Source organism: Pseudomonas fluorescens (assembly GCF_002837185.1).
GTDB classification, from domain to species: domain Bacteria; phylum Pseudomonadota; class Gammaproteobacteria; order Pseudomonadales; family Pseudomonadaceae; genus Aquipseudomonas; species Aquipseudomonas fluorescens_AM.
In genome coordinates this window covers 1-12034 of record NZ_KZ478045.1, presented here as the reverse complement: position 1 = coordinate 12034, position 12034 = coordinate 1, and the positions used below count along the sequence as shown (strand labels likewise).

Below are 12034 nucleotides of genomic sequence, written 5' to 3'. Positions count from 1 at the left end.
TTTGGTTACTTTTGGGGCTCTTTTCCAAAAGTGACCCGCTGTAAAAGCGGAACCGCCAGCCGCCGTTACCGCAGGAACGGATATGTACTCGGTCCAATCCAACATCCTGGTCGGCCCAGAGGCCGCCATCGGGGGCAAGCCCCCTCCCACATTGAACCGAGGCGTGTCAGTTGGGTAGCTGTCGGCTGGGAGACCGCCATCGGGGGCAAGCCCCCTCCCACATTTGCCGTCCCTGTCTCAGGTGCCCAGGTTTTCCGAGGTGACAATGTGTGGCGCAATATGCACCCGATGCCGCCTTGCATCGAACCCCTCGGCGCTCTGCAATTGCACCAGCAACTCCACCAACGCCACCGCCGTCTGGCGCGGTTGCGAGTCCATCACCACATCGATCAGCCCGCGGCTCAGCGCCTGGCGCGACAGCTCGGTGGACTCCTGCAGGATGCAGCACAACGCCGGGCGCTTGGGCAGTTGCGCCAGGGCGCTGATCACGCCGTCACCGCCACCGCCCACCACGCACAATCCGCGCAGGTCGGTGTGGCGGCTGAGCAGGTCAAGGGTGGCCTCTTCGGTGATGTCGCAGTTGTCCAGATTGATCAGCGGTTCCAGCGGCTTGAGCCCCGGCGCGTGTTCGGCCAGGTAGCGGTGCAACCCTTCGACCCGCGCCTGGTGGCCGAGAAAGCGATGGCCGCCCAGCAGAATGCCCACGCTGCCCTTGCGCGCACCGCACGTGCGCGCCACCAGCCAGCCCATGGTGCGTCCGACCACGTGGTTATCCTGGCCCACATAAGGCTCGGCCGCGTGTTCGTGAATATCCGAAAGCAATGCCACCACCGGCACGCCGGCTTCGCGGATTTGCGCAAGGCAGGCATTGATCAGCGGATGGGCGAAGCTGACCACCGCCAGGGCGTCGCACTGTACGGCCAGTTGCTCGATCTGCGCGACGATGGCGCTGGGCGTGCGGTCATTGATGTAGTCGAACTGGCAGGTCAGGTTGGCGCTGGCGTGATGCTGCGCCGCCGCGTTGATCGACTGGGCCAGGTTGGCATAGAACGCCTGGGCGGTGCCCAGCAGGAGAATGCCGAAGCGGTAGGTCGGACGCCGTTCGCGAATGCGCTGGCCGATCAGCCTCGCGGCGAAATAACCCACGGCTTCGGCGGCCTGGAACACCTGTTCGGCGGTTTGCGGATTGACCGGCGCGCGGGCGTTCAATACGCGGTCGACGGTAGCCACGCTGAGGCCCGCCTGGGCGGCAACTGTGGCGATGGTCGGGCGTTTATGGTTGGTCATGTCGAGCCCCTTGAGCGTCTTGATAGAAAACTATCAAACCCCGCTGGGCCTGGATGATAGCTTGATAGGGAATGGATTCAAGGCCTTGAGGGTGATTTGGCCGCGCTCTATGGTTGGTTTCGCAACGTTTCTGAAACCACCCGCTGCGGAGAACAATAACAATGCCTGAACACACCGCTCACCGCGCCCGACGCGACTACAGCCTGACCGGCCCGGAGGCCGCCCGCGCCGCCGAAAAAGGTCTGGTCTCGGCCCGCTGGTACCAGTCGCCGGTCCCGCGCAAACGCATGAAAGAACTGATGCAGCGCCGCGACGGCCCGGCCCTGGTCGACACGGCCATCTGGTTCGCCGCGTTGTTCGCAACCGGCTTTGGCGGCTACTGGTTCTGGGGCTCCTGGGCCAGCGTGCCGTTTTTCCTGGCCTATGGTGTGCTCTATGGCACCGCCTCCAACCCGCGCTGGCACGAAACCGGCCATGGCACGGCGTTCAAGACCCGCTGGATGAATGACGCGCTGTACCAGGTGGCGAGCTTCATGTGCATTTTCGAGCCCCATGTGTGGCGCTGGAGCCATGCCCGGCATCACACCGACACCATCGTCGTCGGCCGCGACCCGGAGATCGTCGAGCCGCGTCCGCCGAGCTTTGCCATGATGTTCCTGAGCCTGTTCAATCTGCCCCTGGCGTGGAAGACCTTCAGTGGCGTGGCCCGCCATGCCATCGGCCGGATGAGTGCCCAGGAACGGGATTTCATCCCCGAATCCGAGTGGCCCAAAGTGTTTCGCGCCGCGCGTATCTGGGTGGGCCTCTATGGGCTGATCATCGGCAGTGCCTTGTACCTGCACAGCTGGTTGCCGCTGATGCTGGTGGGCTTGCCGAGCATCTATGGCGCCTGGCTTGGCTACCTGTTCGGGCTTACCCAGCATGTGGGCCTGGCTGAAGACGTGCTCGACCACCGCAGCAACTGCCGCACCATCTACATGAACCGCGTGCTGCGCTTTATTTACATGAACATGAACTACCACCTCGAGCACCACATGTACCCGATGGTGCCGTACCACGCACTGGCGCAATTGCACGAAGAGATCCGTCGCGACTGCCCGCCGCCTTACGCCAATCTGTGGGAGGCCTACAAGGAGATCCTCCCGACGGTCTGGAAGCAGCGCAGCGACCCGACCTATTTCGTCCAGCGTCCGATCCGACGGCAGCCTGAATCTGTTCCTGCCGCTGTGCACGCAGAAGTCTCTGCCGGCTGAAGTTCGTTTCCCTTTAATAAGAGATAAAAACCATGAACGATCAATGGATCGACGTCTGCGCCGTGGGCGACATAGACGAAGAGGACGTGCTGCGCTTCGACCACGGGGCGCACACCTACGCGGTGTTTCGCTCGGCCGAGAATGAATTTTTCGCCACCGCCGGCCTGTGCACCCATGAAAAAATCCACCTGGCCGACGGCCTGGTCATGGACCATGTGATCGAATGCCCCAAGCACAACGGCCGCTTCGATTACCGCTCCGGCAAGGCCCTGGGCGCACCGGTGTGCGTCAACCTGAAAACCTACCCGGTACGGGTCGAAGCGGGGCGGGTACTGCTCGCCGTCACGGCGTGATGATGGACGCGCCTCTGATTATCGTCGGCGCCGGCCATGCCGGTGGCCGTGCGGCGTTGACCCTGCGCGAAGAGGGTTACAGCGGTCGGCTGATCCTGATCGGCGACGAACCTCACGTGCCCTACGAACGACCGCCCCTGTCCAAGGGCCTGTTGCAAGGCAGCCAGGACCTGGCCGGGTGCAGCCTGTGCGACAGCACGCGGCTGGCCGAGCTGGGTATCGAGCATATCGCGGGCAATGCGGTCAGCCGGCTGGCGCCGCCGCAGCATCGGCTGCAGTTGGCCGATGGCCGGTGGCTGCCCTACAGCGGATTGCTGCTGGCCACTGGCGGCCGTGCGCGGCGTCTGCCGCAGGCGCAAACCCACGTGCTTTACCTGCGCACCCATGACGAAGCCCTGGCCCTGCGTGAGCAGTTGCGGCCCGGCACTCGGCTGGTGGTTATCGGCGGCGGCTTTATCGGCCTGGAGGTGGCGGCGACCGCGCGCGGCCTGGGCTGTGCGGTGACGGTGCTCGAGGCCGGGCCGCGCCTGGCGGGCAGGGTATTGCCAGCAATCATCAGTGACGCGCTGCTGGCTTTGCACCGCGAGCAAGGTGTGGACGTGCGCTTGAATGTCGCGGTGGCGTCCATCGAGGCCGACGCCGTGCACCTGGTGGATGGGCAAACGCTGCCGTGCGACCTGGTGGTGGTCGGCATCGGCATGCAACCCAATCTCGAACTGGCCGCGGCGGCCGGGCTGGACGTGGGGCAGGGCATTCGCGTCGATGCGCAGTTGCGCACCAGCGCGGCGGATATCTACGCGGCGGGCGACGTGTGCGAGTTCCGTCTTGGCGGTCTCTACCAGCGCCAGGAAACCTGGCGCAATGCCGAGGCCCAGGGCCGGCATGCCGCGTTGAATCTGCTGGGCCGGGCATTGCCTTTCGAGGCCGTGCCGGGTTTCTGGTCCGATCAGTATGACTGGGGCGTGCAGACGGTCGGCGTGATGACGCCGAGTACGGTCACCCGCGCCTTGCCCGATGGCGGCTTGCTGCTGTTTTACCTCGATGACCACGGGCTGCTGCAGGGCGCCTGCGGTTGGGCGCCGGGCAACCGCGTGGCCAGGGACATCAAGCTGTGTGAACGCCTGATCGGCGCAGGTGTGCCGTTGCCGTCGGCCGCTCTGGCTGATCCGGGTGTTTCTCTCAAACAATGGCTGCGAGGCTGATATGCGCCAATTGCTGGTATTTCAATCCTTATGGGCGATGCAAACCGAACCCGGCCCGCTCGAGGCGCAGCTGGACCGAATCGCCGCCGCCGGTTTCGATGGCGTCACCGATCACTACTGGAAGGCCGCAGAGGTTGCGCGCCTGCACGCGGCCACCGCCGCGCGCGGCTTGCAGATCGAAGGCCAACTGTTCCCGCAGACGGTGGACGACCTGGCGCGCGCGCTGGAGGTGATCAGCCGTTACGGCTGTCATCACCTGACCCTGCAAGCCGACGTACGTCCGCGTACCCAGGCCGAGGCGGGCCGGTTGATCGAAGGCTGGCAACGCCTGGCCGAGCAGGTGGATTTCCCGATCCTGCTGGAAACCCACCGTTACCGCCTTACCAGTGATCTGCTGTTCACCCTCGACTTGCTGGCGCAAATGCCTGACTTGAAACTGCTCGCGGACTTGTCCCACTACGTGGTCGGGCGCGAATTGCCCGAGCCCGGCGCCGCCGATGACGATGAGCAGATACGCACTATCCTGCGCCATAGCTGGGGCTTTCATGGCCGCGTCGCCAGCAGTGAACAGGTGCAGGTGGGTCTGGATTTTGCGCAGCATCAAGCCTGGGTCGAGCGCTTTGTGGGCTGGTGGCGCTACGGGATCGAAGACTGGCTGGCCCGCCCCGAGACACCCCCAAGCCTGTCGTTCACCTGCGAACTCGGCCCGCCGCCGTATGCGATCACCGCCGCGGATGGCCGAGAGCTCAGTGATCGCTGGGCCGAGGCGCTGAAGCTCAAAGCGCTGATTCGCCAGGTGTGGGACAGCTCACGTGCGACCACACCGCATCAGGCCAGCAAGCCGGTGCTGACCGCCACAATCAGGAACACCCCCAGCAGCGCGCGGTAGATCACGAAGGGCCAGGTGGAGAAGCGCTCCAGAAACTTCATCAGGCCCCAGATGGCGAAGAACGCCGACAGGCTCGCCACCACCAGACCGAAGATCAAATGCGGCCAGGCATGGGCGGGCATGTCGGCGTGCAGCAGCACCCACAGTTCTTTCAAGCCGGCCAGGGCAATGGCGGGCAGACCCAGCAGGAACGAGAACCGTGCAGCTTCTTCGCGTTTGAAGTTGAGGAACAGCGCGGCGGTCAGGGTCGAGCCCGAGCGCGATACGCCGGGGATCAACGCGCCAATCTGCGCGACTCCGACGATCAGCGCATCGCGCAAACGCATCTGGCTCACGTCGCGGGTGTGGTGGGCGCGCAATTCAGCCGCTGCCAGCAACACTGCCATCACCACACAGGCAATACCGATCACCATCAGCCCGCGCAGTGGCGAGTTGCAGGTGTTCAAGGTCGAGGACAGCGCCAGGCCGGCGATGCAGATCGGGATCGTTGCCAGCACAATCGCCACCGCCAGCTTGAACCAGCGGTCGTTGTAGTCACCCCGGCGTACGGCACTGATGCTGCCGGTGGTGACTTGCTGCACATCGCGCCAGAAATAGCTCACCACCGCCGCCAGCGCCGCCAACTGCATCGCCGCGGAAAACGCCGAGCCCGGGTCTTGCCAGCCAAGCAGGGCAGGCACCACGCGCATGTGAGCGGTGGAGGACACCGGCAACAGCTCGGTGATGCCCTGGATCACGCCCAGGATGAAAATCTGCAGGTAATCCAGGGAGGCGAACCCCACATCCAGGCCGGCGGAGCACACGTTAGTCAAAATACGAGTCCTTGAAAAAAGGGAGAGCCGGCGAAGTTTATTCTAAATGTTTCAGGATTTCGGCCAGGGCTGATCGCTATCTGCAATCGGTTCAGCCAATAGAAAGGTTGGGCAATGTATTGGCCTGGCCGGCGCTTTTGTGAACAATGGCGCCCTGCGTTTTTTCACTGAGAGCCCCATGCCTGAAACCACCGTTGAATTGATCCAGACCGGCCCGGAACATGCCGAGCTGATCCGCAATCTCTACCAGTACTACGCGTATGAGTCGTCGGACTGGGAACAGGAAGACGTCGAGACCGATGGCCGTTTCTACATCCACGACGAGCACCTGGCCCGTTATTGGCAAGACCCGCAATGGAGCGCCAACCTGTTACTGGTGGACGGCTATATCGCCGGCTTCCTGCTGATCGAAGGCAGCGAACTGCCGGGTATCGATGCGCTGGAACTGGCCGACCTGTTCATCCTCAAGCGCTATCGCCGCAAAGGCATCGGCCGCGCCATCGCCACCCAGGTGCTGTGCAGCGGCGAGGACAACTGGCTGGTGCGTTTTTTTGATCAGGACGAAGTGTCCCAGGCGTTCTGGCGCACGGTGCTGGATAACCTGCCGCGTCCGGTGCAGACCCTGGAGCTGGACGATGAACCGCAGCTGATGAGCTACCTGATTACACACGCTTCACTGCATTGATCGGCCATGGGCCGGGGCCGGATTGAACAACACCTGCTGCATCGCCTGGGGCGCTTGCCCGAACGCCCTGAGAAACGCCTGGCGCATGCGCTCGCGATCACCGAACCCGGTTTCGCGGGCCACGACTTCGACCGGGTGGCGACTGGTTTCCATCATGGCCCGTGCCGCTTCCACGCGCAGGGCTTCGATGGCCTTGGCCGGCGTCTGCCCGGTTTCTTCGCGAAACACCCGGCTGAACTGGCGCGGGCTCAGGCGTGCGACATCGGCCAGGGCGTCCACCGACAGGTCGTGGGTGAGGTTTTCCCGGGCGTAAGCCAGGGCCAGTTGCACGCGATCGGACTTGGGGTCCAGCTCGAGCAAGGCCGACAGTTGCGATTGTTCACTGCCGCGCCGTTGGGCGATCACCAGCTTGCGGGCGATGCGCCGGGCCAGGTCACTGCCCAGGTCGTTCTCCACCATCGCCAGCGCCAGGTCGACCCCGGCGCTCATGCCGGCGCCGGTCCACACTTGGCCGTCCACCACGAATAACTTGTCGTCTTCCAGGCGAATGTGCGGGTAGCGCTTGCGAAACGCCGGCGCGTGGATCCAGTGGGTGGTGGTGCGCTTGCCGTCGAGCAGACCGGCTTCGGCCAGCACGAAAATGCCCATGCACAGTGAGGCCACGCGGCGCGATTGCGCAGAAGCCGCCTTGACCATCTCCAGCAGATTGGCTTCCGGCAGGCGAAATTCCAGGTAGCCGCTGACGATCAGCGTGTCATAGCCCTCGGGACGGATCGCCGTGGTGTTCACCGAAAACCCTTGGGACGTCATGACGGCGCCGCCGCTTTCCGACACCAGATGAAAAGCATAGGCCGGCTCGCCCCGCAGCAGGTTGGCGCACTCGAACACCGAGCCCAGGCTGAGGCTCAGGGACTGGAAGTTCGGGTAAACCATCAGCGCAACGCTGTGCATCGTCATTCTCCAAGGGGCGCGGGAGGGAGGATTGTCGGCGCGTGCCGGGTAAACGGCAACTGCCGCTGGCGAATGTCCGGAATCCTTGCGGATATGACATTGTGAGCCTGCGCGCACCTCCCTAACATTGCCTCAACGAACTAGACGACTGGTCTAATCGCAAGGGGCCACGCATGAACCGCGAAACCAAAGGTACACGCCAGACCATTCTTGACAGCGCGCAAACCCTGGTGGGTGCCAAGGGATTTTCTGCGGTGGGGTTGAACGAAATCCTGCAAGCCGCCGAGGTGCCCAAGGGCTCGTTTTATCACTACTTCACCTCCAAGGACGCGTTCGGGGTGGTGCTGCTCGATACCTACTTCGATCACTACATTGAGGGCATGCAGCAGCTGTTCAGCCAGTCGGGCGTGTCCCACTACGCCAGGCTGATGCGCTACTGGCAGGGCTGGATCGACAACCACACCGGCTGCACCGACGCCGGCAAATGCCTTGCCGTCAAACTCGGCGCCGAGGTGTCAGACCTTTCAGAGCCGATGCGCCTGGCATTGCAGCGCGGCACGTCACGCACCATCGATTTGCTCGCCATGGCGCTGCGGCACGGCGTGCAAGACGGTTCGCTGATGCTCGAGCAACCCCCCGAAAGCCTGGCCCGGCGCCTGTATGCGCTGTGGCTGGGGACCAGCGTCATGGGCAAGATATCCCGTACTACCGCGCCGTTCGATGAGGCGCTGGACCTGACCCGGCAGTTGCTGGGCTACCCCGAAAACCCTGCTATTCACCACGATCGAGGCACTGGAACATGAAAGTATTAATGGTACTGACCTCTCACGACCAGCTGGGCGATACCGGCCGCAAGACCGGCTTCTGGCTCGAAGAGTTTGCCGCTCCCTATTACGCGTTCAAAGATGCCGGTGCCGAGGTGGTGCTCGCATCGCCGGCCGGTGGCCAGCCGCCGCTGGACCCGGTCAGCGATCAGCCCGATGCTCAAACCGAACAAACCCACCGCTTCAACGCCGACCCTGCCGCGCAGCAGGCCCTTGCCACTACGGTGAAATTGGACGCGGTCAACGCCGATGACTTCGACACCGTGTTCTACCCGGGCGGCCACGGTCCGCTGTGGGACCTGGCCGAGTCGCCGGTGTCCATCGCGCTGATCGAGTCGTTCGAGCGTGCCGGCAAGCCTGTCGGGTTTGTCTGCCATGCACCGGGCGCCTTGCGTCATGTCAAGGCGGTCAACGGCGAGCCCTTGATCAAGGGCCGTCGCGTCACGGGGTTCTCCAACTCGGAAGAAGCCGCGGTGGGCCTGACTGACGTCGTGCCGTTCCTGGTGGAAGATGAATTCAAGAAACTGGGCGGCAAATACGAGAAGGGCGCCGATTGGCAGTCGTTCGTGATCGTCGATGGTCTGCTGGTGACGGGGCAGAACCCCGGCAGCTCCAGTGAAGTGGCCACGGCCCTGTTGAAACTCACCGCTTAACTTAACCCCACCGACTTAACCCCACCGATTGATGCATGTGGCGGCTCGCAAGAGTCGCCAGTGTTTTCGCTCGTCCTGAATTTGGAATATCCCCATGGCTCATCCGTTGAACACCCCCGTAAAACTGGGGCATCACACCCTGAACAACCGTATCGTGCTGCCGCCCCTGACCCGCCAGCGCAGCGCGCAACCGGGCGATATCGCTACCGACTTGATGGCCCGGTACTACCGTCAACGTGCCAGCGCCGGTTTCATGGTCAGCGAGGGCACCCAGATCGAACCCCGTGGCCAGGGTTACGTGTGGACGCCGGGCATCTATACGCCGGCGCAGATCGATGGCTGGCGCAAGGTCACCGAGGCAGTGCATGCCGAGGGCGGCGTGATCTTCGCCCAGCTGTGGCATGTGGGCCGCGTGTCCCACAATGCCTTGCAACCCGACGGCGCCGCGCCGATCGCACCCTCGGCCATCCAGGCCCTGCAGGCCAAGGCCTTTATCGAAACCGCGCCGGGTGTCGGCGAGCTCAAACAACCGCCGGTACCCCGCGCCCTGACGGTGCTGGAGATCGAGGAACTGGTCGGCCACTACGCACAGGCGGCGCGCAATGCACTGGACGCCGGCTTCGACGGGGTGGAGATTCATTCGGCCAACGGTTACCTGGTCAACCAATTCATCTCGGCCCATTCCAACCAGCGCGATGATGAATACGGTGGCACGCTGGATAATCGCCTGCGCTTTTTGCGCGAAATCGTCGAAGCCGTGTGCCGGGTAGTGGGTCCGGAGCGCGTGGGCGTACGCTTTTCGCCGTTGTTCAGTGGTACCGATCAGGAGCGTGTCTACATCGGCCTGGTGGAAGAAGACCCGCACCACACCTACATCGAAGCGATCAAGGTGCTGGAGCAGTCGGGTATCGCCTATGTTTCCATCGCCGAAGCCGATTGGGACAATGCGCCCGACCTGCCGGACAGCTTCCGCCAGGCCGTGCGCAGCACCTTCAGTGGGCGCATCATCTATGCCGGCCGCTACACCGCCGAACGCGGTGCAAAACTGGTGGAAGCCGGGCTGGCCGACCTGATTGCATTCGGGCGGCCGTTCATTGCCAACCCGGACCTGCCGCAGCGGATCTTCAATGGCTGGCCATTGAATGCGTTGAAGGCTGAAGGGTTGTATGGCGGGACCGAGGCGGGGTATGTCGATTATCCGGAATATGCCAAAGCAGACTGAGTTCGACGCTACCCTGTGGCGAGTCACGGGAGGGCAGCGCCCTCCAGCGGGAGCAAACGTGCTCGCCACAGGGCGCTGTCTGGTTTATTCGACGCGCAAGACAATCTTGCCAATATGGTCGCCACCTTCCATACGTGCGTGAGCCTGGGCGGCGTCGGTGTATTCGTACACCTTGTCGATGATCGGCAGGCAACGCCCCTCGCTCAGCACCGGCCAGATGTGTTCACGCAGCTGCTCGGCGATGGCGGCCTTTTCTTCGCGGGTGCGTGCGCGCAGCAGAGAACCGGTGATCACCGCACGTTTGCCGAGAATGCTCAGCAGGTCCACGTCATTGGCCTTGGCGCCACCGAGGAAGCCCAGTATCACCAGGTGGCCGTCCATGCCCAGGGCCTTGAGGTTGTTGTTGAGGTAGGAGGCACCCATGATGTCGAGGATCACATCGACGCCTTTGCCTGCGGTTTTCTCGGCGATGACCTGGGCAAAATCCTCCTCGCGATAATTGATCGGCTGCGCTCCGAGCTTGGCGATCGCCGCGCATTTGTCGGCGCTGCCGGCGGTGGCGAAGGCCTCGATACCGAATTCCCGGCAGAGCATCAGGGCGGTGGTGCCGATACCGCTGGTGCCGCCGTGGATCAGCGCGCGCTGGCCGTTGCAGGCGCCGCCGAGGCCGAACAGGTTGGCCCAGACGGTGAAGAAGGTCTCCGGCACGGCAGCTGCTTGAATCCAGTCCATGCCTTCGGGAACCGGCAACGCCTGGCTGGCCGGCACCGCGCAGAACTGCGCATAGCCGCCGCCATTGGTCAGAGCGCAGACCTTGTCACCGAGTTCGTATTGATGCACGCCTTCGCCCAGCGCCACCACTTCGCCGGCTACTTCCAGGCCAGGAATCGGGCTCATGCCGGGTTTCATCGGGTATTTTCCGGCGCGTTGCAGAGCGTCGGGGCGATTGACCCCGGCGGCATGCACGCGAATCAGGATCTCGCCCGGGCCGGCCACCGGTACGTCTGCTCGACGCGGCTGCAGCACCTCGGGGCCGCCGGGGGCGGTGATTTCGATCAGGGTCATTTCTTGGGGCAGGGTCATGAACGGGTTCCTGTAACGATGAGCGTATGGGTTGGGACCGTGGCGAGCGGTCGACGGTTCAGCCAGATCATGCCCGCTTCCAGCAGCAGTGCAACCCCAATGGCGCTGGCTGCGAAGTCAGCACACCCCTGCAAGCCCATTGTCATGGCCAGGGCCACACTGGCGGCCGGTCATTTCGACGGACACAGGTGGCGTATGAACGAAACAAGACATCAGGATATCGGGCTGTTGTTTCTGCGGGTCAGTGGGGCGCTGTTTTTGCTGTGGGTGCATGGGTTGCCGAAACTGCTCCACTACAGTGAACAGCTGAAGCTGATCGAAGACCCGTTTCACTTGGGCGCGTCTGTTACATTGTGGTTGGCGATTTTTGCCGAAGTGCTGTGCCCATTGTTGATCGTCGCGGGCGTGCTGGTACGCCTGGCGTGCCTGCCGATCCTGGCGGTGCTGATCATTGCGCTGCTGGTGGTGCATCCGCAGTGGACGCTGTTCGAAGGGCAGTTTGGCTGGCTGTTGATGATCATCTTCGCCAGCATCCTGATCGCCGGGCCGGGACGACTGACACTGAGGCAGCGATTTGCCTGAATAGTAAAGGCGGTTCAAATGTGGGGGCTTGCTCCCGTGACGGCCGCACAGCCAACGCGTATTTACCTGACGCGCCGAGACCCAAATGTGGGAGGGGGCTTGCCCCCGATGGCGGTCTCTGGGCCGACCAGGATGTTGGATCAGACCCGGTACATATCCGTTTCTGCGGTTACGGCTGCTATGGGTTCCGCTTTTACAGCGGGTCACTTTTGGAAAAGAGCCCGGAATGCCGGCCCAG

13 protein-coding genes are annotated in these 12034 nt (G+C 63.4%); 9 read left to right on the top strand and 4 right to left on the bottom strand.

Features of this window, described 5'->3' with window-relative positions; genetic code table 11:
* Window positions 1-237 precede the first annotated feature (237 nt).
* A complete protein-coding gene (locus tag CIB54_RS27035) occupies window positions 238-1287 on the bottom strand; it encodes a LacI family DNA-binding transcriptional regulator (RefSeq protein ID WP_065952342.1) in 1050 nt (349 codons plus the stop codon).
* Between the two features lie 161 nt (window positions 1288-1448).
* Between CIB54_RS27035 and CIB54_RS27030 the strand changes: the two genes are divergently transcribed.
* From CIB54_RS27030 to CIB54_RS27015, 4 genes are read left to right on the top strand one after another with little or no spacing between them, the layout of a single operon-like run.
* Window positions 1449-2540, top strand: a complete 1092-nt coding sequence (locus CIB54_RS27030; protein ID WP_101221476.1) for a fatty acid desaturase family protein — start codon at window positions 1449-1451, stop codon at window positions 2538-2540.
* Window positions 2541-2572: 32 nt separating this feature from the next.
* Window positions 2573-2893, top strand: a complete 321-nt coding sequence (locus CIB54_RS27025; protein ID WP_065952343.1) for a MocE family 2Fe-2S type ferredoxin — start codon at window positions 2573-2575, stop codon at window positions 2891-2893.
* Window positions 2894-2895: 2 nt separating this feature from the next.
* Window positions 2896-4095 (top strand): NAD(P)/FAD-dependent oxidoreductase, encoded by a 1200-nt coding sequence (locus tag CIB54_RS27020; RefSeq protein WP_065952344.1) that lies wholly within the window; start codon window positions 2896-2898, stop codon window positions 4093-4095.
* A gap of 1 nt (window position 4096) precedes the next feature.
* Entirely contained in the window at window positions 4097-4984 is an 888-nt protein-coding gene (locus CIB54_RS27015; RefSeq protein WP_232790617.1) for a sugar phosphate isomerase/epimerase family protein, read from the top strand.
* On the opposite strand, the gene CIB54_RS27010 is transcribed toward CIB54_RS27015, so the two are convergent.
* On the bottom strand, window positions 4924-5796 hold the full coding sequence (locus CIB54_RS27010) for an undecaprenyl-diphosphate phosphatase (protein ID WP_065952345.1): 873 nt from the start codon (window positions 5794-5796) through the stop codon (window positions 4924-4926). The genes CIB54_RS27015 and CIB54_RS27010 overlap by 61 nt on opposite strands.
* Before the next feature lie 178 nt (window positions 5797-5974).
* On the opposite strand from CIB54_RS27010, the gene CIB54_RS27005 reads away from it, so the two are divergent.
* The gene (locus CIB54_RS27005; RefSeq protein ID WP_232790616.1) at window positions 5975-6481 is read left to right on the top strand and encodes a GNAT family N-acetyltransferase; all 507 of its coding nucleotides are present in this window, start codon (window positions 5975-5977) and stop codon (window positions 6479-6481) included.
* On the opposite strand, the gene CIB54_RS27000 is transcribed toward CIB54_RS27005, so the two are convergent.
* A complete protein-coding gene (locus CIB54_RS27000) occupies window positions 6470-7432 on the bottom strand; it encodes a GlxA family transcriptional regulator (protein WP_101221474.1) in 963 nt (320 codons plus the stop codon). The two genes, CIB54_RS27005 and CIB54_RS27000, sit on opposite strands and share 12 nt — an antisense overlap.
* A 173-nt stretch (window positions 7433-7605) precedes the next feature.
* Between CIB54_RS27000 and CIB54_RS26995 the strand changes: the two genes are divergently transcribed.
* The 3 genes from CIB54_RS26995 to CIB54_RS26985 all read left to right on the top strand — a co-directional run bounded on the left by CIB54_RS26995 (window position 7606) and on the right by CIB54_RS26985 (window position 10131).
* Complete coding sequence (locus CIB54_RS26995; RefSeq protein ID WP_101221473.1) at window positions 7606-8235, top strand: TetR/AcrR family transcriptional regulator; 630 nt, start codon at window positions 7606-7608, stop codon at window positions 8233-8235.
* Complete coding sequence (locus CIB54_RS26990; RefSeq protein WP_101221472.1) at window positions 8232-8909, top strand: type 1 glutamine amidotransferase domain-containing protein; 678 nt, start codon at window positions 8232-8234, stop codon at window positions 8907-8909. The genes CIB54_RS26995 and CIB54_RS26990 overlap by 4 nt, the downstream gene beginning before the upstream one ends.
* A gap of 94 nt (window positions 8910-9003) precedes the next feature.
* Window positions 9004-10131 (top strand): alkene reductase, encoded by a 1128-nt coding sequence (locus CIB54_RS26985; protein WP_101221471.1) that lies wholly within the window; start codon window positions 9004-9006, stop codon window positions 10129-10131.
* Window positions 10132-10215: 84 nt separating this feature from the next.
* Here the strand turns inward: CIB54_RS26985 and CIB54_RS26980 are convergent, their stop codons facing one another.
* Window positions 10216-11214 carry an NAD(P)H-quinone oxidoreductase gene (locus CIB54_RS26980; RefSeq protein ID WP_101221470.1) on the bottom strand — a complete coding sequence of 333 codons (999 nt, stop codon included), beginning with the start codon at window positions 11212-11214 and terminating at the stop codon, window positions 10216-10218.
* Window positions 11215-11409: 195 nt separating this feature from the next.
* Between CIB54_RS26980 and CIB54_RS26975 the strand changes: the two genes are divergently transcribed.
* On the top strand, window positions 11410-11796 hold the full coding sequence (locus CIB54_RS26975) for a DoxX family protein (RefSeq protein ID WP_065952352.1): 387 nt from the start codon (window positions 11410-11412) through the stop codon (window positions 11794-11796).
* Window positions 11797-12034 lie beyond the last annotated feature (238 nt).